This is a genomic window from Amantichitinum ursilacus (assembly GCF_001294205.1).
GTDB classification, from domain to species: Bacteria; Pseudomonadota; Gammaproteobacteria; order Burkholderiales; family Chitinibacteraceae; genus Amantichitinum; species Amantichitinum ursilacus.
This window is the reverse complement of record NZ_LAQT01000036.1, coordinates 41400-62780: the sequence shown is the minus strand read 5'-3', so window position 1 is coordinate 62780 and position 21381 is coordinate 41400. Positions and strand designations below refer to the sequence as shown.

The window sequence follows — 21381 nt, the reverse complement described above, 5'->3', positions numbered from 1 at the left end:
ATCGCGCCACTTATCAGCAGATGCTTATTGCCATGCCCAACCAGTTTATTGACCAGTCGTTTCGCAAGCTCATCCTGATGCCACTGGGTGTGGCGGGTGGGGCCGTGTTCGGCCTGGGCGTGATCATCGTGTTTTTGTATTTATCGATGCTCGATAGCGGCAAGGCCACCGAAATCGCCAAGCTGGCCACGCATATCGGCACGCAGTTGCATCAGGCCGAAAGCAGCGAGCGTGGTTACTTGTTAACCGGCAACGATGAATTTCTGCAGCCGTACAAAGACAACGTGCCGCGCTTGCACACGCAAATGCAGCATCTGCAGCAATTGCTGGCGGGCGACGCGGACCAGTTGCGCGATGCGGTGCTGGCGGAAGAATCGTTTCGCACCTGGCACACGCGCGTGGATGCGCTGATCCAGCAACAAGCGCAGGGCCAGGACGTGGTGCCCATCATCCGGCAGGGGCGCGGGCGACAGCTGATTACCAATATCGCCGATAACCTGGAAGTGATTGCCGAACGCCAGCGCATCCGCCGCGCCGAGGGCCTCAAGCGGGCGGGCGTAACGCTAGCATTGTTGGCGGGCGGCGTGCTGATTGGTTTTATTGCGCTGGCGCTGGCGTTTGCGATTCGCGGCCGCGCCGAGTTGCAACGCGTGGCGCAACTCAAGCGCGAAGGCGAGCAAGCCTTTGCCCGCAGCAACGCGGTATTGCAACACCAGACTGCCATGGCGGAAGCCGAAAGCCGCGTGGCGCGCTTGTTTGTGGAAAGCGGCGATCTGGCGGATATCGGCCAGGGCTTGCTGGCGATGTTGTGCCAATGGAGTGGGGCGCTGGTCGGCGCATTTTATGTGGCGGCGGAAGATGGGCAGCGCTTTGCCCGCATCAGCGGCCACGGCATCGTGCGCCAGAGCCATGCGGTGGATGGTTTTGATGTGGGCGAGGGCGTGGCTGGCGAGAGCGCACGCACGCAACAGGCGCAATGGCTGCACGACGTGCCGCCCAACTATATGCCGCTGGCGTCCCAACTCGGCGACATGGCACCCAGCTGCGTGCTGGCGCTGCCGATGACGGGCAGCGAAGGCACCAACGCCGTGATCGAACTGGGATTTTTGCAAACGCCCAGCAACGACCAGGTGATGCTGCTGGAACGCTTGCAAGTGGCCATCGGCCACGGCATCGAGGTCTCCCTGCTGCGCGCCCGCGCCCATGCCCATGCCGTATAGGGTGCGCCCTCAAGATTACGCGTAGGGTGCGTTACCCCGGGTTTATGGGGCAACGCACATTTCGGTTATGCCATGGACGCGGGGTGGCCCCAGGTGGGGCCGGGGCCGAAGGCCCCAAATGTGCGTTGCCCCGAAAAGCCGGGGTAACGCACCCTACGGACGACCTGCTGACGGTTTGGGGTTGTGTTTTTTGGGGGCTGCGCGACACAGGCCACAGGCGGGTTACGCCATGGCGGCGCGCATAAAGGCTTCGACGATGGGGGCGCGGCGTTGCGCTAGCGCGGCGCGTTCGGGCTGGAACAAGGTGCCGACAAAAAACGGGTGCGAAGTCAGTTCTACCGCGCGCACATCGCCGGCCTCATCCAGCGCGCATTCACGCATCGGCCCATTAATCAACGCGGCGCGGAATTCCGGGTTGAGCCCGTAACGGCAGTGATAGCCCTCGTGCACCGCATCCTCGCCATAGGCATCGGCGATACGGCTGCCAGGCAGCAAGCGCACCTGATCAGTTACTTCCACCAGCGCGCAATGCAGCGGTGCAATCACCGCGCGGCCTTCGCCGCTGGCTTCTTCGGCATGTTGCGCATCGGCCCAGCCCAGCACATTGCGCGCGTATTCCACCAGGGCGTGCTGAAAACCACCGCAGGTGCCCAGAAACGGCAAGCCGGTTTCGCGCGCATGGCGGATGGCCAGCAGTGCACCATCCATCGAGCGATACGGCGTGGCGGGCACCGCCCACAAGCCGTGATAACCGGCCAGCGCATGCGGGCTGGTGAGAGTTTCGGTGGCCAGCCAGTCAGCTTGCCATTCCACATCCAGTACGTGCCCGGCCGCAGCCAGGGCCAGCGGGATGGCTTGGTGCGCCACCACATCGGGGTTGAAATCGCCAATCAAACCGATACGTACCTGCATGTTTTGCGCTCCGGGGCGGACCCATAAAAAATGGCGCGCCCGCCCGGCGCGCCATCAGCGCTAACTATGCCAGCTTCAGTGCTGCGCGGCCAGACCCGCCGGCGCTTGCCACCCGCCGCCGACTGCCTTGTACAGCGCCACGCGATTGTTCAGTTCCGCCACCCGCGCCTGCACCAGCGACAAGCGCGCATCAAACAGGCTGCGCTCGGTATCCAGCACATCCAGATAATCCGAATAACCGTTGTCGTAGCGCAGATTGGCCAGATGCAGCTGGCGTGTCAGCGCTTTGACTTTCTCGGCCTGGGCGGTGGTTTTAAGCGTGCCTTGCTGGTCGGCCACCAGCGCGTTGCGCACATCGCCAAATGCCTGCTGCACGCTGCCGCGATACGCCGCCAGCGCCTCTTGTTCCACCGCGCGCGCCTGGTTGACCTGGGCGGCGGTCAAGCCGCCGTTGAATAGCGGCAGGGTCAGATTGCCCGCGTACGACCACGTGCGCGCCGCGCCGGTAAACAGATCGCCAAAAGCGGCGCTTTGCAGGCCGAATAATCCGGTTAATGAAATCTGCGGAAAGTACGCCGCACGCGCCGCCTCAATCCGCGCCCGCGCCGCAATCAACTGCGCTTCGGCTTGCTGGATATCGGGCCGGCGCTCCAGCAAATCTGCAGGCAAGCCTGCCGGAATGGGGAGCGGTGGCTTGATATTGGCCAGCGTGGTGGGGCGCGACGAATCGATGGTGCTGATCTGTGCCGGCGTCTGCCCCAGCAGGATGGCCAGCGCGGTTTCGGTGGCGGCGCGTTGCGTAAAGATGTCGGGCAGCGTGGATTGCGCGGTGTTCAATTCGGCTTCGGCCTGGCGCACATCCAGTTCGCTGATCAGCCCGCCGGTAAAGCGCTTCTGCTGCAAGGCCAGGCTTTGCTGGCGGCTTTGTACGGTGTCGCTGGCGATGCTTAATTGTGCATCCAGCGACAACAGGTTGAACCAGGTTTGCGCTACCTCGGCATCCAGCGACAGACGCACCGCTTCCTGGTTGTATTGCGCCGCCAGCCAGTCGCGCCGCGCGGCTTCGGTCAGATTGGCCAGGCGGCCCCACACGTCGATTTCCCAACTGGCTTGCGCCGCCAGTTGGTAGCTGTCGTATACGCCGGGTGTGGTGGAGGCAGTGGGCGGCACGCGCTGCCGCCCGGCGTCCGCGCCGACGCCCAGTTGCGGCCATTGCGCCGACTGGTTGATGTTAAGCGCGGCGCGCGCCTGCGCCACGCGCGCCACCGCTTGCGCCAGGTTCTGATTGCTGGCGCGGGCCTGGGCGATCAGCTGGTTAAGTTGCTCATCGCCAAACTGCGCCCACCATTGCGGCGAAATCCACGCGCTGTCGACCGTGCTGGTCGGCAGGTCGGAGGCGGGCGCGCGGGTGTCCGGTTGCATCAGCGCGCAACTGGCCAGCAACATCAGCGCGGGCAGGGCGAGGGTGAGGCGGCGCTTAATCATGGCCCACCTCCTGCGGCGGTGGCGGCAAGGCGGCGGGCGGGGATGGCGCGACCGTTTTTTTGCTGCCTATGCCCATAATCAAGCGGAAAAACAGCGGCACAAAAAACGTGGCGATGCAGGTGGCCGCCAGCATGCCGCCGATCACGCCGGTGCCGATGGAATGGCGGCTGGCCGCGCCCGCGCCGCTGGACGTCACCAAGGGCACACAGCCCAGAATAAACGCCAGCGACGTCATCACAATCGGGCGGAAACGCAACCGCGCCGATTCCAGTGCGGCCTCATGCAAGGTCATGCCTTCGTGGTGTTTTTCCACCGCAAATTCGACGATCAGAATGGCGTTTTTTGCAGCCAGGCCAATCAGGGTGACCAGCCCGATCTGGAAATACACATCGTTGTTCAGCCCGACCAGCCACACCGCCAGCAACGCGCCAAACAACCCGAACGGCACGGCGGTGATGACGGCAATCGGCAGCGTCCAGCGTTCGTACTGCGCCGCCAGAATCAGAAACACCATGATGATGCCGAAGATAAACGCCTGGCTGGAGGTACTACCGGCCAGTTTTTCTTGATACGCGCTGCCCATCCATGCCAGCGCAAAATCGCCGCTGAGCGCGCTATCGGCAATCTCTTCCGCCGCTGCAATGGCCTGGCCGGTGGAATAGCCCGCCGCCGGGGTCAGCATCACTTTGCCGGCGGAAAATACATTGAAGCGCTCGACCAGTTCCGGCCCCACTACCGGCTTGACCGTCACCAGCGCGCTGAGCGGAATCATCTCGCCGCTGTTGGCGCGCACAAACACATTGCGCATGTCGTTGGGCGAGCTGCGGAAGTTGGCATCCGACTGCAATTGCACCTTGTAGGTACGGCCGAAGATGTTGAAATCATTGACGTATTGCGCGCCAAACGTGGCCGAGATGGTGCTGAACACCTGATCGACCGGCACGCCCAGCGTTTTGGCTTTGTCGCGGTCCAGATCAAAAAACATTTGCGGCACGGTGGCGCGATAGGTGGTGCTGACCGACGAGAATTCCGGGCGTTTGCGCGCCGCTTCCAGATAGGCCTGGATGGCTTGCTGGATGGCGGCGGGGTCGGTGGTGCCGCGGCTCTGGATATACGCTTCCAGACCGCCGGTGGTGGACATGCCGGTAATCGGCGGCGGGTTAAACGCCAACACCACCGCATCGTTGATGCGCGCGCCCGCGCCCATCACCTTGCGCACCAGTGCAAACGAATCCTGACCGTCGCCTTTGCGTTTTTCCCAATCCTGCAACGTTAAAAACTGCGCGGCGGCGCTGGATTTATACGTGCCCGACAACAGATCGAAACCGCTAAACGTCATCAGCTGATCGGTATTCGGATCAGCCATCAAGGTGGCGTCCAGCTGCGCCGTCACCTTTTGCGTGCGCGCCATCGAGGCCGCATCGGGCATCACCGGCACCACCATCAAATAGCCCTGGTCTTCGTCCGGCACCAGCCCGGTCGGCACGGTCTGGAACAGCAACAGCAGGCACGCCACCATCGCGGCAAACACCAGCATGGCGATGCCGACGCGGCGGTTAAGAAACGCCACGCCGCCGACGTAGCCCTTGGTCATGCGATCAAAACCATGGTTAAACGCGCGGAAAAAGCGGTTGGGTTCTTTGTGCGTGGGCTTGAGGATCAGTGCACACAGCGCGGGCGTGAGCGTCAGCGCCACCACGCCGGAGATGACCACCGACACCGCAATGGTCACGGCAAACTGTTTGTACATCACGCCGGTCATGCCGCCCATAAACGCCACCGGCAAGAACACCGAGCACAGCACCAGCACAATCGCGATCACCGGGCCGGATACCTCGTCCATTGCCTTGATGGCGGCCTCCGTGGGCGTGCAATGCTCGGTGCTCATGATGCGCTCGACGTTTTCGAGCACCACGATGGCGTCATCCACCACGATGCCGATGGCCAGCACCATGCCAAACAGCGTCAGCAGGTTGATGGAAAAACCGAGCGCCATCATCCCGGCAAACGTCCCGATCAATGACACCGGCACCGCCAGACAGGGGATCAGCGTGGCGCGTGCGTTCTGCAAAAACACGTACACCACCACAAACACCAGCAGGATGGCCTCGAACAGCGTGTGCACCACTTCCTCGATCGAGACTTTGACGAAGCGCGTGGTGTCGTACGGGATGTTGTAGCGCATGCCGTGCGGAAAGCGCGTCTGCAACTGGTCCATTTTGACGCGCACATTCTTGATCACATCCAGCGCATTGGCGCCCGGCTGCAGATACAGCGCAATGCCCACCGTGGGCTTGCCGTTATGCCGCGCCACCACGTCATAAGAATTGGAGCCGAGCTCCACCTTGGCGATGTCTTTGATGCGCGTTTGCGAGCCCGTGGCGGTGGCGCGCACGATGATGTTTTCAAACTCTTTGACGCTGGAAAGACGGCCTTTGGCGGTAGCCGTATAAGTAAATTCGAGCGGGCGCTGGGGGTCGCTCGGTTCCGCGCCAATCTTGCCGGCCGAGAACTGTTTGTTCTGTTCCTGGATGGCGTTGAGCACGTCGGTGGGCGTCAGCCCCAGTTGCGCCACCTTGTCGGGCCGCAGCCACACGCGCATGGCGTAGTCGCCGCTGCCGATAATCGAGATATCGCCTATGCCGGGCAAACGTTTAAGTTCATCCACCACATTGAGCGTGGCGTAATTGGATAAGAACAGCGCGTCTTGCGCGCCGTCGGCGCTATCCAGCGACACAAACGCCAGGATGGAGGTGGATTTCTTTTTGACGGTAACGCCCTGGCGCTGCACCTCTTGCGGCAACTGCGCCATCGCCGCCTGCACGCGGTTATTGGTGTTGATGGTGGCCTGATCGGGGTCGGTGCCGATGGCGAAATACACATTGAGCGTCATCGCGCCATTCGATGCGGCGGCCGATTGCATGTACAGCATGTTTTCGACGCCGTTGACCTGCTGCTCGATCGGCGCGGCCACGGTTTCGGCAATCACTTGCGGCGACGCGCCGGGGTAGTTGGTGGTGACCGACACCACGGGCGGCACGATCTGCGGATATTGCTCGATCGGCAATGACTTCATCGACACCAGCCCAGCCAGCACGATGATGATGGAAATGACGCTGGCAAATACCGGGCGCTCAATAAAGAAGCGGCTGAACATGGCGGCCTCCTTATTGTTGCGTGTGCGCGGGCAGGGCGGGCGCGCTGTCGGCAGCGACGGCGCTGGCGCTGACGGGGTCAACCGGCGCGCCGGGCCGCGCTTTAAGCACGCCTTCGACCACGATGCGCTCATTGCCTTGCAGGCCGCTATCCACCACAAAATCCGTGCCGTGCGCGTCACCCAGTTGCACCACGCGCGTCTCGATCACGTTTTTGTCGTTGACCACCAGCACGGCTTTGTCGGCCTGGATTTGCACCACCGCGCGCTGTGGCACCACCACCGCATTCTTGCGCACGATGCCGCCGGCAATCACACGCACAAACTGGCCCGGCAACAAGGCGTTGTTGGGGTTGGGGATGACGGCGCGTAGCTGAATGGTGCCGGTGGTGGGGTCGACTTTGCTGTCGGCAAAATCAATCAGCCCGGAATGCTTGTACAGCGTGCCATCGGATAAGCGCAGCGTGACCGGCAGGCGTTTTTCGGGCAGCACCACCTTGCCGCTGGCGCGCAGGTTTTCCAGATTGAGCTTGTCGGATTCGGATACCGAAAAATTGACGTAGAGCGGATCGAGCTGGTTGATGGTGGTCAGCAAACCGGCATTGGCGCTGGGCGAAACCAGCGTGCCCTCCGAGAAATTGATCTTGCTGGCCATGCCGCCAATCGGCGCGACCACATCGGTGTAGCCGAGGTTGATGCGCGCTTCTTCGGAATGCGCTTGCGCGGTGGCCAGGTTGGCGACGGCGGAATCATAGGCGGACATCGCGTCGTCATAGTCTTTGCGCGACACCGCGTTTTCCTGGTACAGCGGGATGATGCGGTCGCGGTCGGCGCGCGCCTTGTTGAGTGCGGCTTGCGATTGCGCTTGCGCGCCCAGCGCCTGATCCAGCGCGGCCTTGTACGGCTTGGGGTCAATCTGGAACAGCAACTGGCCAGCCTTGACCGGCTTGCCCTCGGTATACGTGCGCCGCAGCAAGATGCCTTCGACGCGGGCGCGCACTTCAATGGCGCGATAACCGGCGGTTTCACCGACGGCTTCCAGTTCTAACGGGGTGTCTTGTTTCTTCAGTTGCAATACCACCACTTTGGGCGGCGGTGGCGCGGCGGGGGCGGCGGGCTTATTGCACGCGGCCAACAGGCTGGTGGCGATGACTCCTGCAACAAAACAGTGGCGAGCGGTCATGGTTGCCCTTCAAGGGTCTGCGCGGTGGGTTCGTTATAGGTGCAGGGTAAGCAGATGTAAGACTGTTCCCGCTGGACGGCGCAACTTTGCCCAAGGTGCGCAAACCTTTGGTTTTATTGGACCAAATGGTCCAGTGTGGGGCGAAAACCGGCTTGCTCAAGGCAATCGGGGCGATCGTGGTGCATGCATTGTGCGCAATGTGTTGGTGGTGGTTGCAAACGTAACTGGCACATTTCCTGCTGTAAACATTCTGCAACAGTCATATCTATGAAAGTTTGATTTAGCGTTTTTACGCTATATGGTAGATATTGCCTTGCAATTGTAATAAAGCGCCTTACAAATAGTCTCGACAGGAATATCGGGGCTGTTGATAGGTTCAGGCACCCGGCCGCGACTGACACGTAGACCCGTGCGACTGCGGCTTGATCTCAACGTCTTTTCAAACAGAAGAGTGAGTTTCTATTCCATGAAAAAACTGAACCTGGCTCACGTCGCCACGCCTTTGCGGCTGACGGCAATGGCTATGCTGCTAGCCACCACGTTTGTCGCCACCGCCCCGGCGCAAGCGGCAGTGCGTATCTCGGCCGACTCGCGCATCAAGGATCTGGGTGTGGCGCGCGCGGGCGATGTCAAAACCGTCACGCTGGCGTTGGGTCTGCGGAACAAGGCCGCGCTGGATACCTTTATTACCAGCCTGGCCGACCCCACCAGCGCCAACTACCGGCACTTTTTAACGCCGGCGCAATTTGCCGCGCAGTACGGCCAAAGCCCGGCCACCGTGGCGCAAGTGACCAAATACCTGGCGGCGCAAGGCTTCAAGATCAACAAGGTTTTTGCCAACAACCTGCTGGTTTCGGTGACCGGCACCAACGCGCAATTTGCAGCGGTGTTTGGCACGAGTATCCATAGCTACACCGATAACGTGCATACATGGCAAGCGCCCGCCACCGCAGCGGTTATTCCGAGTGCGATTGGCGGTGTAGTGACTACCGTGGCGGGTTTGAGCACCAAGCCACGCCTGGGCAACCACGCCGCGCGCGTGCCCAATAGCGGCAAGCTGGCGGGTGATGCCGTGGGCTTGAGCAATGCCAAACCGAAAGCCGCTGCAGGCAATGCCTTTGGCGACTGGACCGTGGCCGATCTGGCCGCCAAATACAATATCAACCCGCTGTATGCCAAAGGCTTGACCGGCGCGGGCCGCACTATCGGTATCGCGACGCTGGCCGGTTATAACCAGTCGGATGCGTATGGCTATTGGGAAGCGGTAGGCCTGAATGTCGACAAAAACCGCATCGTGGATATCTGGGTGGATGGTGGCCCCGATGCCGATGCAGGCCCCGGCACCGCAGGCGCGGGCGAAACCACGCTGGACGTGCAGCAATCGGGCGGCGTAGCGCCGGGCGCCAAAATCCGCGTGTATATCGCACCGAATACCGATGCCGGCTTCCTTGATGTATTTGCCCAGGCCGTCGATGAGAACCTGGTGGATACGCTGTCGGTGAGCTGGGGCTCGCCGGAAATCTTCTATGACGGCGCTGCGCTGGATGCCTATCACGCGGTATTTGCCCAGGCTGCGGCCCAGGGCATTCCGGTGATTGCCGCTGCTGGCGATGCGGGCGCGTTTGATATCAACCGCAGCTACAACTATCCGGCGTGCACCACGTTGTTGACGGTGGATTTCCCGGCGGCTGATCCGTATGTGCTGGCCGCGGGCGGCACCACCTTGCCGAACACCTTCCAGCACAAGCTGGGCCCGGTGACCGAACTGTATGAGCGGCCGTGGGGCTGGAATTATCTGCAGGATTACATCGTCAAGTACTACGGCACGGCCACGTACTACGGCAACTACTACACGGTGGGCGGCGGTGGCGGCGTGAGCGTCACCTATCCGGTGCCAGGCTATCAGTCCGGCCTGCCGGGCGTGCAAGCCTCGGCGTCGGCGCAATCGATGTTTTGCGGCCCGGCGCTGGAAGGGGCTGGCCTGACGGCATGGAGCGATCTGGTGGATATGCCCGCCAAATATGCCGGCCGCAATTTGCCCGATGTGTCTCTGAACGCTGATCCGTATAGCGGCTACACCGTGCTGCAGGATGGCGAATGGGGCAGCGGAAACGGCGGCACCAGCTTTGTATCACCGCAACTCAACGGCATTCTGACGCTGATTGCATCGGGCACGCCGGGCCGGATCGGGCCGATCAACCCGCAGCTGTATTCGCTGTTTAAAGCCAAGGGCTACGCCAGCGGTTCGCCGTTCAAGGCCATCACCTATGGCGACAACGAGTACTACAAAGCCAGCGCCAGCTACAACCCGGCCAGCGGCCTGGGCTCGCTGGATGTGACGGCGCTGAGCGCGGCGTTGGGCGGCAAATAAGCGCCTGCGATCCACCCCATTGAATATCGAAACCCTTCAGGACTTGCCATGATCCGCTTTAAAACACTCGCACTCTCTTTGGTGGCTGCCGCCAGCTTTGGCGCGGCCAGCGCTGCGCATGCCGCGGTTGAAACCAATGTGTTCTTTTTGCCACCCAGCGATGTCGACACCGCTGGCGATACCGATTTGTCGTGGAATTTCACCAACAATATCGCGGGCGGCGGCGACCGGCTGAAAGGCGATACGTTTGATGACATCTTTATCTTTAACACGCCGGATACACGCCAGATCAGCTTTACCGCGTTTGCCGACAGCCTGGGCGTGACGTTTGATAACTATCTGTATCTGGCGCCGTGGGGTGATGGCACTTCGCCTACTTTCAGCAGCGGTTCCAGCGTGGGCTTTTTTATCAACGGCGGCGGCGTGACGCTCGATAGCGGTACGTACTATTTCGAGCTGACCGGCACCTATCTGAAAACCGGCGCGACGTACTCGGGCATTCTGGCTGCCATCCAGCCTGCGGGGGTGACTGCACCGGTGCCGGAGCCGGAAACATGGGCGTTGATGGCCATGGGTGGCCTGGGTGCGTGGGCGGCCACGCGCCGTCGGCGTGCAGCAAAGTCAACGCAAACGACGGCGATGGCGCTGGCGTGAGTGGTGGCTGAAGTGCGCGGCCGTCAGTGGCCTGGCGGCTGACTGGCCGACGCACTGGCAGTGGGATGAACGAGGACAGCGCACGCGCTGTCCTCGTTTGCAATGTGGCGACGTTTGTTGGTGACGGGCGTGTACAGGCGCGGCGCGGGCGTGGTGGCAGTGCAGGCTGGCGGGCTTATCGTGCCGGCAGGCGCGCTCATCGTGCCGGCTGGCGCCTTGGCGGGCGTGACGGCGGGCGGCGCGCTGGCATCGGCCGCAGTCACAGCGGCAAACAGAACAAAAGCAGCAAACATGGCAATAGCATTCCGGGCGGGTTAATTCATAGTATGGAGGATCACTTTATCCCTCCGCGGAGCCTGGCATGAGCGAAGCCACCGAACCCTCCTCGCGCAATGCGCAAGGCATTTACGAACCGTTTGATGTCACGCAAGTGCCCTTGGTGCAGCATCGCCACGGCACGCGTTTCGGCATGGATTATCGGCATCTCAGCAGCTATGGCGGCGGCAGTCGCATCAGCGTGTCGCTGGAAACGCTGCCCCCTGGCTTGCAGGCGAATCCCGCGCATTATCACCTGCTGGAAGAAGAACATGTGCTGATCCTCGAAGGCAGCCTGACGCTGCGGCTGGGCGATGCGCGCTATGTGATGACGGCTGACCAGTACGTGTGTTTCCCGGCGGGGCAAACCGCGGGGCACGCGCTGATCAACCACACCGATCAACCTTGTCGCTATCTGGTGTGGGGCAGCCCGCATCCGCACGACGTCGCTATCCATACCGACACTGGCTATGTGCAGGTCAAACTAACCGGGCGCGGTTATGCCGATAGCGTAACGCCGGGGTATTGGGACGGCGAAGAGGTGGACTCGCCAGCACCTTGAACACGTCGCGGCCGCGGATGAGCGCTTAAACGTTGGGGTCGTGCTGTGCCGTGCCATGTTGCAGCCGCGTGCGCACAAAGTTGACGTGCTCGCGCAGCACGTAAAACGCATCGGCATGCGCCAGCGGCATCTTCAGCCGGTTGACTGCGTTTTCGATCTGGTCGAGCTGGCGCAGTAATTCATCACGTTCCGCGCCCACCGCGTTGGCCATCGCACCGCGCTCGATCGCAATCAACGCGCCGTACCAGCGATAAATGCGCGAGCGCACGCGCCAGCGGTACAGCGCGGGCAGGGCACGTAGCGTGGGGATAATCAGCACCGCCAAGGGCAGCAGCAATACCAGCATGCGATCGGCCAGGCTCGCCAGCCAGAACGGCAGCGCGCGATAAAAAAAGCCTTTGCCGGATTTGTAATAGCGCGCCGCGTCTTCGCTGATGCGATATTCGTGCGCCACCGGGTTGGGAAATTCGCCAGCGTGTTGCAACAGGCCGGATTTGCCGTGCACCTCTTGCGCCGCTTCGATCAGCAGATCGGACACCGCAGGATGCAGGCTGGTGCGTGCGACCAGTTCTACCATCGGGCTGACCAGGTGCACCGTTTCGGGCGGAATGTTCTGGCCCAGATCAAGCACGCCTGCGGGCAGGTCGATTTCATTCAGATAACGAAAGCGCCGTGTATAAGCCGCCGCCTGGCCGAAATCGAGCATCGATATACCGGGCGTTTTAAACAGCCGCACCATGGTGTTACGCGCGGTGGAATCGCCATTCAGGATGGCCACGTCCACGCCGCCGTCGGCCAACTGTCTGGCCGCATCTTCGCCATCCATGGCGACCAGCGTGGTGGTCCTGCCAGGGGTAATGCCATTGGCTTTGAGGAGATCGAGCGCAAGCACGCGCGTGCCGCTGCCGATCTGGCCCACGGCGATGCGCTTGCCCTCGAATTGCGACAGGCGCGACATGCCTTCGCCGCGATACAGCACAATCACCGGCGCATAAAACATGCTGCCCAACGACATCAGGCGCGAGGTATCAACGCCTTGCGCCACGCCGCCTTGCACCAGCGCGATATCGACATGCTGTTTGGGGTCCAGCAGGCGGTTGAGGTTTTGCAGCGAACCATCGGAAGGCAGGATTTTGAGCGTGATGCCATTGCGCGCCAGAATCTTGCGATAGGCCTCGGCGGCGGGCAGAAACGAGCTGTCTTGCGGCCCCGCGCTCATGATGATGGTGCGCGGCGGCGCGGGTTCAACCAGCCAGAACAACACCGCCAACGCCAGCAGCACCACGACGACGATGCTGCCCCACAGCAGCCAGAGTTCGCGCCGTGGGATCACCCAACGGCCATGATCAAGAAACGGCCGCGGCCGCGAAGGTTGCTGCATGGTGCTCCAGTTAAAGCATTGAGCCGATGACGTCGACGATCAATATCTTGACGATGGTCATGGCCGGAAAAATCATCGCGTAACGCACATCGGGCTGGTCGGTGGGCGTGAGCTTGTTGCAATACGCCAGGATGGCGGGGTTGCCACACGCGCCCGCCACTATGCCGGCCAGTTCGTCGTACGGCAGCTTATACACAAAGATGCCCAGCAACATCACCGGCAGCGCCAAAGCCAGCAGCACAATGGCGCCCAACACCAGCATCAACAAACCGGTGTCGGCGATGGTGGCGGCAAACTTGGGGCCTGACGACATGCCCACTTGCGCCAGAAACAACGTCAAACCCAGGTTACGCAGCACCATATTGGCCGATAGCGGCATCGTCCAGTTAATGCCGCGCGTGCGCCGCACGATGCCCAGGATCAGCGCCACGATCAACACGCCGCAGACGCCAACCGCCAGTTTGCCGATTACCGGCATCGGAATCTGAATTGCGCCCAGTAAAAACCCCAGCGCCATGCCCAGGCCGATGGAGATATAGCTGAACTCGGCGGTGCCTTTGATTGAATCGCCAAAATATTTGCGCAGGGTGGCAAAGTCATCGCGGCGCGCCAGCATGCCAATGCGGTCGCCGAATTCGATGACGGCATCGGGGTTGGGCATGATGTTGGTGTCACCGCGACGTAGCTGGGTCACCACCACATTGGGTCCGCCCGGCAGATCAAGATCACCCAGCGCGCGCCCGATGATGCCGGGGCGCGAGGCAAATACCCGCAGATAATCCAGGTCGGCGCGGTCACGAATCAAACGCCCGGGCGTGAGCTCGCCAAGGATGTCGCTCACTTGCTGCAACACGGTGGCATTGCTGACCACCAGTAATACGCCGTCGCCCTCCTGGGCCACCAGCTCAGGTGCGGCGGGTTTGTTGTGGTGGCCAGTGCGCAGTGCCACGATCTGCGCATCGGACGGCAGCGCGGCGGTGATCTCGGCCAGGCTTTTACCGATGAGATCGGGGTTGCGCAAAGTGACTTCCAAGGCACGCGCGCCAGCGGCTGCACCGCTTTCAATGCGCGGCTTGAGCCATAAAAACGCGATATACAGCAGCAAGATCGGCCCTGCCACGCCAAATGGATATGAGATCGAATAACCGACCGCCGCATCATCATTGCCCAAGGTAGCGATGGTGGCCTGCAATGAGGCCGTGCTGGTGCCCGCGCCGGCAAACAAACCCAGGGCGTAACCGAGTTTGATGCCAGTGAGTTTCTGGATCAGCAAGGTCACCAGCGCCGCGCAGGCCACACCGATAATCGCCAGCAAATTGGCGCGGCGCCCGGCCACGCTGGTTAAGCCCAGCAAAAACTGTCCACCGTACTGGATACCCACCGTATATAAGAACAACGCGAGACCCAGCGTGCCGATCATGGGCGCGGGTGCGGCCTTGGGCACGAGCCAACCCACGGCCAGGGCCACAAACAGCACGGCACCCACGCCCAGCGAAAAGCCTTTGATGTTTAGCTCGCCCGCAAGGTGGCCCAGCGCGATGGTCAAGAACATCACCATCAACGGTTGCTGTTCCAGAAATGCTTTGATGACTTCCATAGCCGTCCTTATCCGATGCACGCCGCAGCGCTCGCCTCTCAATATAGCGGGCGGAATTTGATAAAACCGGACAAGTGCCGCGGGGAGGGCTGCGGGCCTGGCTAGAGCCGGGTCATGATGGCTTGCATAAACTGATACATCGCGGCGCTGAACCCCACGGCCAACGTAATCAGTGCGCCAAACAGGATGCGGAAATCAGTTTTGCTGTCCTGGCGTGCGGCGGCAAAATGTTCGCGCACTTCGGTGCGGAAAGATTTGTGCTCAGCGCGGACACCCCCGAATTCGCCGCGAAACTCGTCGCGCACGTCCTGAAATTCCGTGCGGAATTCGCCGCGGAGCTCCTGGATTTCCGTGCGGACCTCGCCGCGCAGTTCGTGGATTTCCGTGTGGAATTCGTTGCGGAGCTCGTTGCGGAGCGCCTGGATTTCCGTGTGGACATCGCCGCGCAGTTCCTGGATTTCCGTGCGGACCTCGCCGCGCAGTTCCTGCATTTCTGTGCGGACCTCGTCGCGAACCGCTTTGAACCCGGCCTGCATCTCGCCGCGCAGCTGCGTGAAGCCTGCGTTCATTTCGATGCGCAGGCGGGTGTCCCCCGCGATCATCTCGTGGCGCAGTCCGGTCCCCACAGCGTGAAGCCGGATGTCGACGGTACGAATCTCGTCACGCAGCGTACTGTTCCCCGCTTTTATCTCTTCAGTCAGTCCGCTGTCCCCCATTTTCATGTCGGTGCGCAGTGCGCTGATTTCGTTTTCCAGCCGTGTCTGGCCCGCTTTCAGTAATGCGCAATCGGTGCCCACTGCGGTCAGACCGGTTTTCATTTCTCCTAGATCTCGCCTGAGCGCCATCACATCGCTCCCCAGCCCGGTGACGCCGGCTTTCAGCCCCGCCGCGTCCTGTTTCAGCGTGCCGATGTTGGCTTCGATGCCCCTCGCGGTTTGCGCAACGCCGGCGGCGGTTTGCCGGGTGTTCTGCACGTCCTGTTTGAGCTGCGCCACATCGCGGGTTAGCACATGCGTGTGATAGCGAACCAGCTGCGTGTTGTGGCCAATGTGGTCCAGATGCGCTTTTTGCGCGGCGTTGTCGATCTGTAATGCCGTGACATCGGCCCGGATGGATGCGACGGAATCTTGCAGTCCAGCCCAGGCGGGCTCACACGCGCGGCAGTCCGGGCTGTTGCCCGGATACAGCACCAGCGTGCGCCGATCGTTTTCAGGGTCTTCTAATGCGGGGCCAACAGGTAAAGGCATGGTGCGATCCATAGGAATTTGATGAACGGATCTTGCGCCGATTATTTGTCGTCGGCAAAGGATTTTGCCTGCGAAAACTTGAGCTGGATCAAGCTGCGGATTTATCAGATTTGTCAAAGAAATCAATAGATTCGATAACCCGACAGCGTCTTTCTGCGGGCATCATTGCCTGCAGTAATCCGGAGCGTGGCAGATGTCGTCGAGCAGGTGCCACCCGCTATGATTCGGGCAAGAAATCCGCGGATCGGCTTGCGAGTCCGATCTTGCTTGAGCCGATAGTGGAGAAATTCGGTCCATAAGCAAACTTTGTTGTTGCGGCAAATCGGCACTATTCACACGTCAAAATTGCGCGTTACGTTTAGGTGGAGTCCGTTGATGAGTGCTGAATCTGTAGCCTGGAAGCCCGCATGTCTGTCCACCCGGCTGGTGTTTCTGGTCATCGGCGTGGCCACCGCATGTTGGGCGGTGATGGTGCCGTACGCCAAAATCCGGCTGCAGCTTGATGACGCGCAACTGGGCAGCATTTTGCTGGCGCTGGGAGGCGGTGCGATGGTGGCGATGCCGCTGACCGGACATCTGATCAAACGTTGGGGCAGCGCCCAGCTGATCCGGGTGGCGGGAGCGTTGCTGGTGGTGTCGATTCCGGCGCTGGCCTTGGCCCCCACACCATGGGCGCTGGCGGTATTGCTGTTTATTTTCGGGGCGCAACATGGCGTGCTCGATATCACGGTTAATAGTCAGGCCGTGGCGGTCGAAAACCTGGCCGCACGGCCGCTAATGTCATCGTTTCACGGTTTGTATTCGGCGGGAGGTCTGGTGGGCGGCGCAGTGCTGGCGGCCTTGCTCAAATCAGGTTTGTCCTTGGGCGTTTGCGCAGTGGCGGTCGGGCTTTTGTGCGCGATCGCCTGCGTATGGAGCTACGCCGCGTTGATTCCGCACGGCCCGGCGGACGCCGAAGAACACAAAACCCATCTGGCTTTTAATCACCGCGGTGTGGTGATCATCGGCGCGCTGTGTTTTTGCGCGTTTTTGACCGAAGGCGCCATGCTGGACTGGGGCGCGGTGTTTTTGCGCTTCGAGCGCGGCGTCAATGAAGCCTCGGCCGGCATTGGCTTCTCGGTGTTTTCGGTGGCGATGGCAGTCGGGCGTTTGACGGGCGACCGCATCATCAAGGCTTTCGGTCCGTTCCGCGTGGTGCTGGGCGGCAGCCTGATTGCCGCTGCGGGCGTGCTGACCATAGTGCTGGCGCCCTTGCCGGCGCTCAGCGTGGCGGGCTTTGTGTTGGTGGGGCTGGGCGCGTCCAACATTGTGCCGGTGTTGTTTGGCGCGGCCAGCCGCATGCCGGGCGTGCCCGCCAGTGTGGCGTTGCCGACGGCGGTGATGATGGGCTACACCGGCATTCTGCTGGGCCCGGCGTTGGTGGGATATGTGGCGCATGCCACGTCGCTGCCACTGGCCTTTGGCGGCATCAGTCTGCTGATGTTGCTGATTACCGCCAATGCCTGGCGCGTGCGTCATACGGCGCATCCGGCCAACAAAGAAGCGCCAGCCAGCGTTACGGTCAGCCAGTAGAGCCGGGTGCGGCGCTGGTATTGAGCGGGCGCGCAGCCCGGTCGTCCAGCGCATGGGGGCGTGTACTTGCCGTGGCGCTGCCGCCTTGCATGGCGCGCTTGAAGCCTGGATATAGCAGGTCGTTGCCAAACGCGCTGAGGTGGTCGGTGTCGGCAAACACCGGCTTGCCATCTACATACCCTTTACACACAGCGCCTGGGCACAGGGCGTCAAATGGGTCCCATAAGCTGGCGCCGGCGTTGGCGGCCACCTCGCTCAAGTAGGCCTCGGCGCGTGAACGGCGCAGCAACATCTCATTGCGTGTGGTTTCGGTGGCTGACTGGCAATACGAATTGATACGATTAAACCAGTCGGCGCAGCGGAACTGGGCTACCTGCGCCACTGGCTTGGGTGCTTCGAGGATCACGTGAACACCGTTATCCACGAGTGGCTGCAACAGTGCTTCGGCGCGCGCGGCTGATACATGATCTTCCGGTTTGATCGTCAGATCGATCTTGTCGGTCGGCAGCGAAGTCTCGCTCCAGATATCGCGGTAGCGCGCCGTGTACAGGCCCGCCAGTAGTACGTAATCCCCGGGCCGCGCCTGAGCTTTGATGCGGTCAAGCGCCTGCACCCGAAACTGCGGGCACCCCGGCAGCGACTGCGTTTCCAGATAGACAATCAATTTGCAGCCGCCCATGGTCACAATCTGCACCTGATAGCCGTCTTTGGCGGCCAGCCGTTGCGCCATGCGCTCGTACGCGCTGGCATGCGAATCGCCCACGATAAATACATGCTGTGGCTTTTCCTGGGCGCAATCGGTGGCGTTGAACGCGATGATCATGCCTGGGCCCCAGTGCGAAAACTCTTTGGGCGCGGTGCAATCGCCGGCCTGGAAGGGCGCATAGGCGTTGGCGGCCCAGACCTGTTCATCGCGTGCGGCAAACAGACCAATCTCGGGTTTGCTGAGGTACAGGGTGCCACTGAATGCAGCCAGCACCACCAGCGCGCTGGCCACTACCGCGTAAAACTGGCGATAGCCGCGTTGGCCCAGCCACGGATTAAAGCGCAGTGGTTTTTCCACAAGCACATAGCTTGCGATGGCCAATACGGTCATCAGCAGCATCGACAACGCCTGCAGGGCGGGGGTGTCGATGCCGGTGGTCCAGCGCATCAACACGATGATGCCCCAGTGCCACAGGTACAAAGAGTAAGAAATCTTGCCGATGGCGGTAAACAGCGGATTGGCCAGCACGCGGTTGACCAGGTTATCACCGCCATACACGGTGCCAATCACCAGTACGGTGGTGGCCACGCAGGGCAGCAGGGCCCACGGCCATGGAAACAGACGTTCGTTGGCAATCCACAAGCCCACGCCCAGTGTAACCAGCGCCAGCAGGCTGAACACGCCGTGCTGGTTAAGGCGCTGCAGCATATGGCCGGTGCGGGTCTCCGGGTTTTTGCACAGCACGTAGGCGAAAAAGCCAGCCCCCAGCTCCCAGAAACGCGTAGGCAGCATATAAAACGCCACCGTGCCGTTGCGCGGCGTTAGCCATGCGCAAAACACCATGGACGCCAGCGTGACGAGGCCCAAGCCCCAAAGCCAGTGTCTGCGTCGTTGCGGGCTGGTTTTGGGGCTGATCAGGATCAGGTAGGAGAAGAACGGAAACAGCAGGTAGTACTGCTCTTCCACCGCCAATGACCAGGTGTGGGTAAACGGATTGAATGAACTGGCGGCAGCAAAATAATCGCCGGAGGTCCACATCAGCACAAAGTTGCTGAGCCCAAACAAGGCCGAGATGCCGGTGACCTCGATAAACCGACTGTAGGGCGGAATAAACAGCGTCGACAGCAGTGACATCAGCATGATGAAGACGGCCAGCGCGGGCACAATGCGCAGCAGGCGGCGACGGTAGAACCACTGAAAATACGACAGCAAGCCATCCGTGGGGGCCGAAGCCACTGATTTGGCCACCACAAAGCCCGAAATCACATAAAAGATATCAACGCCGATAAAGCCACCGGGCAACCAGGCAGCCTGAATGTGAAACAGGATAATGGCCAGTACGGCCACCGCGCGCAGACCATCGATTGCGGCGATATGTGCTTTACGTCCGGGATTCATGCCTGTCTATCACTCCATATTGCAAGGGCTTGCCAGCCATGCGGATGAACCGCGACGCGACGCGCAGCTAAAACTAGCGGGCGCGGGCGTGACTCTGGCTTGTCGGGCCACTATGCCAAAACCTTAAACTAAAGACAAGATACCTTACGTGACGATGTCAATTAAAAAACTTGTCAAGCCGTGCAAGTCGCATCGTTTGTCAGAAGATGCTTTACAAGATTCAAAATCAGGCCGCGATGGTGCGCTGCACCACGCTAAATAGCTGACAATCTGGTCAAGCCATTGTTGCAGCGCAACAGCGGTTGTACCGTGGGCGCGACACCGCAAACCCGCGACTAGCGGCGCCCGCGTGATATGCATTTATCATGGCGCCCCTGAGTTCCGTCCACGAGCGGCACTTCGTTTGATTAACGGCGCAAATACAGTCCGGTTTACCCATCGGCTTGTGTCGCCCCTGCAGAAGTCTTCTTCCGGCATGCTCACAACAAAACATCTATTCAAGACCGCACTGACGGTGGCCGCGCTGGCGGCATCTTCCCTGGTTCACGCAGATATCAATGTCGGCCAGTCGGTGGCCACGTCCGGGCCGGACGCGCCTACGGGCAAAGCCATTGCGCTGGGCGCTTCGATTTATTTTTCGCACGTGAATGCCGACGGCGGCATCGGTGGGCAAGAGATCAAGCTAACCACGCTGGACGACGGCGGCGAGCCCGCCCGCACCGTCAGCAACACGCTGGATCTGGTTAACAAGAACGACGTGGTTGCGCTGGTCGGCTATCAAAACGGTGATGCGGTGCGCAAGTTGCTGGACGGCAAGACGCTGGAAAACGCGGGTGTGCCGCTGGTGGGCGTGGATTCGGGCGCTGAGAACATTCGCAAGCCGGGCAGTCCGTATCTGTTCCATCTGCGGGCGGGTTACAACCAGGAAATCGAAAAACTGGTGGCTTTGCTTAATGGCAAGCTGGGCATGCGCAAGTTTGGCGTGCTGGCGCAGAAAGACGGCGTGGGCGACGCCAATGTAGCCACGCTGAAGGCCGAGCTAGCCAAGCGCAAGTTGCAGCTGGTGGGCGAGGGTTATTTCGACAAGACCGCCAACGACACGCAAACCGCCGCCAACGCCTTGTACAAAGTGCAGCCCGAGGCCGTCATTCTGATGGTGCCGTCTGCTCCGGCCGCCACCTTTATCAAACAATTCAAGAGCCTGGGCGGCACGGCGCAGCTGTATGGTCTGTCGCAAATCCAGTCCAGCGAAGTCGTGCGGCTGGCGGGCGCGTCTTCGGCATCGGGCCTGGGCATTTCGCAGGTATTTCCGTCGCCGGGCAGTTATTCGGGCAAGTTGATCCGCGAATTCCAGAATGACGCCAAACCGTACCTGAACCAGGGCGTGCCGGAATACGCGCTGCTGGAAGGCTATGTCGCGGCGCATGTGCTGGCCGATGCGCTTCGGCAAGCGGGCAAGCGCCCGACGCGGCCGCTGGTGTACAAGGCGCTGAGCAATATGCAGAAAGTGGATCTGGGCGGTTATGTGCTTGATTTCAGCGACAGCCGCATTGGTTCGCGCTTTGTGGATATGACCATGATTTCGCCGACGGGCGCCCTGGCGCGTTAAGCCTGCCCGCGGGCT

At 61.2% G+C, this 21381-nt stretch carries 15 protein-coding genes; 6 read left to right on the top strand and 9 right to left on the bottom strand.

Translation table 11 applies throughout. The annotated features are described in order from the left end of the window. Positions 1-32 precede the first annotated feature (32 nt). Complete coding sequence (locus tag WG78_RS19475; protein WP_161805162.1) at positions 33-1220, top strand: CHASE3 domain-containing protein; 1188 nt, start codon at positions 33-35, stop codon at positions 1218-1220. A gap of 222 nt (positions 1221-1442) precedes the next feature. On the opposite strand, the gene WG78_RS19470 is transcribed toward WG78_RS19475, so the two are convergent. From WG78_RS19470 to WG78_RS19455, 4 genes are all read right to left on the bottom strand, one after another. Next, complete coding sequence (locus WG78_RS19470) at positions 1443-2132, bottom strand: CTP synthase C-terminal region-related (seleno)protein (protein WP_053939510.1); 690 nt, start codon at positions 2130-2132, stop codon at positions 1443-1445. A gap of 75 nt (positions 2133-2207) precedes the next feature. Continuing rightward, positions 2208-3617, bottom strand: coding sequence for an efflux transporter outer membrane subunit (locus WG78_RS19465; protein WP_053939509.1), 1410 nt, complete (start codon positions 3615-3617; stop codon positions 2208-2210). Further along, positions 3610-6774, bottom strand: coding sequence for an efflux RND transporter permease subunit (locus tag WG78_RS19460; protein ID WP_053939508.1), 3165 nt, complete (start codon positions 6772-6774; stop codon positions 3610-3612). Before WG78_RS19460 ends, WG78_RS19465 begins: the two co-directional genes overlap by 8 nt. A 10-nt stretch (positions 6775-6784) precedes the next feature. Then, positions 6785-7954, bottom strand: coding sequence for an efflux RND transporter periplasmic adaptor subunit (locus WG78_RS19455; protein ID WP_053939507.1), 1170 nt, complete (start codon positions 7952-7954; stop codon positions 6785-6787). Between the two features lie 466 nt (positions 7955-8420). Between WG78_RS19455 and WG78_RS19450 the strand changes: the two genes are divergently transcribed. Both WG78_RS19450 and WG78_RS19445 read left to right on the top strand, forming a co-directional pair. Further along, entirely contained in the window at positions 8421-10325 is a 1905-nt protein-coding gene (locus WG78_RS19450; protein WP_053939506.1) for a S53 family peptidase, read from the top strand. A 48-nt stretch (positions 10326-10373) separates the two neighbouring features. Continuing rightward, positions 10374-10979, top strand: coding sequence for an FxDxF family PEP-CTERM protein (locus tag WG78_RS19445; RefSeq protein WP_083459418.1), 606 nt, complete (start codon positions 10374-10376; stop codon positions 10977-10979). A gap of 23 nt (positions 10980-11002) precedes the next feature. Here WG78_RS19445 and WG78_RS19440 read toward each other — a convergent pair whose 3' ends face one another. Then, positions 11003-11272, bottom strand: coding sequence for a hypothetical protein (locus tag WG78_RS19440; RefSeq protein ID WP_053939504.1), 270 nt, complete (start codon positions 11270-11272; stop codon positions 11003-11005). 68 nt (positions 11273-11340) lie between these two features. On the opposite strand from WG78_RS19440, the gene WG78_RS19435 reads away from it, so the two are divergent. Continuing rightward, on the top strand, positions 11341-11856 hold the full coding sequence (locus tag WG78_RS19435; RefSeq protein ID WP_053939503.1) for a cupin domain-containing protein: 516 nt from the start codon (positions 11341-11343) through the stop codon (positions 11854-11856). Between the two features lie 25 nt (positions 11857-11881). Here the strand turns inward: WG78_RS19435 and WG78_RS19430 are convergent, their stop codons facing one another. The 3 genes from WG78_RS19430 to WG78_RS19420 all read right to left on the bottom strand — a co-directional run bounded on the left by WG78_RS19430 (position 11882) and on the right by WG78_RS19420 (position 16081). Continuing rightward, a complete protein-coding gene (locus WG78_RS19430) occupies positions 11882-13237 on the bottom strand; it encodes a TAXI family TRAP transporter solute-binding subunit (RefSeq protein ID WP_053939502.1) in 1356 nt (451 codons plus the stop codon). A 10-nt stretch (positions 13238-13247) separates the two neighbouring features. Further along, positions 13248-14834, bottom strand: coding sequence for an aspartate:alanine exchanger family transporter (locus WG78_RS19425; RefSeq protein ID WP_053939501.1), 1587 nt, complete (start codon positions 14832-14834; stop codon positions 13248-13250). A gap of 101 nt (positions 14835-14935) precedes the next feature. Then, a complete protein-coding gene (locus WG78_RS19420) occupies positions 14936-16081 on the bottom strand; it encodes a coiled-coil domain-containing protein (RefSeq protein WP_152969311.1) in 1146 nt (381 codons plus the stop codon). Between the two features lie 375 nt (positions 16082-16456). Here WG78_RS19420 and WG78_RS19415 point away from each other — a divergent pair, with 375 nt between their 5' ends. Next, entirely contained in the window at positions 16457-17653 is a 1197-nt protein-coding gene (locus tag WG78_RS19415; protein ID WP_053939499.1) for an MFS transporter, read from the top strand. Here WG78_RS19415 and WG78_RS19410 read toward each other — a convergent pair. Continuing rightward, a complete protein-coding gene (locus tag WG78_RS19410; protein ID WP_053939498.1) occupies positions 17643-19757 on the bottom strand; it encodes an acyltransferase family protein in 2115 nt (704 codons plus the stop codon). The genes WG78_RS19415 and WG78_RS19410 overlap by 11 nt on opposite strands. 475 nt (positions 19758-20232) lie before the next feature. Here WG78_RS19410 and WG78_RS19405 point away from each other — a divergent pair, with 475 nt between their 5' ends. Further along, positions 20233-21366: an ABC transporter substrate-binding protein gene (locus tag WG78_RS19405; protein WP_053939497.1), complete on the top strand. Its 1134-nt coding sequence runs from the start codon at positions 20233-20235 to the stop codon at positions 21364-21366. The last annotated feature ends 15 nt before the right edge of the window (positions 21367-21381 follow it).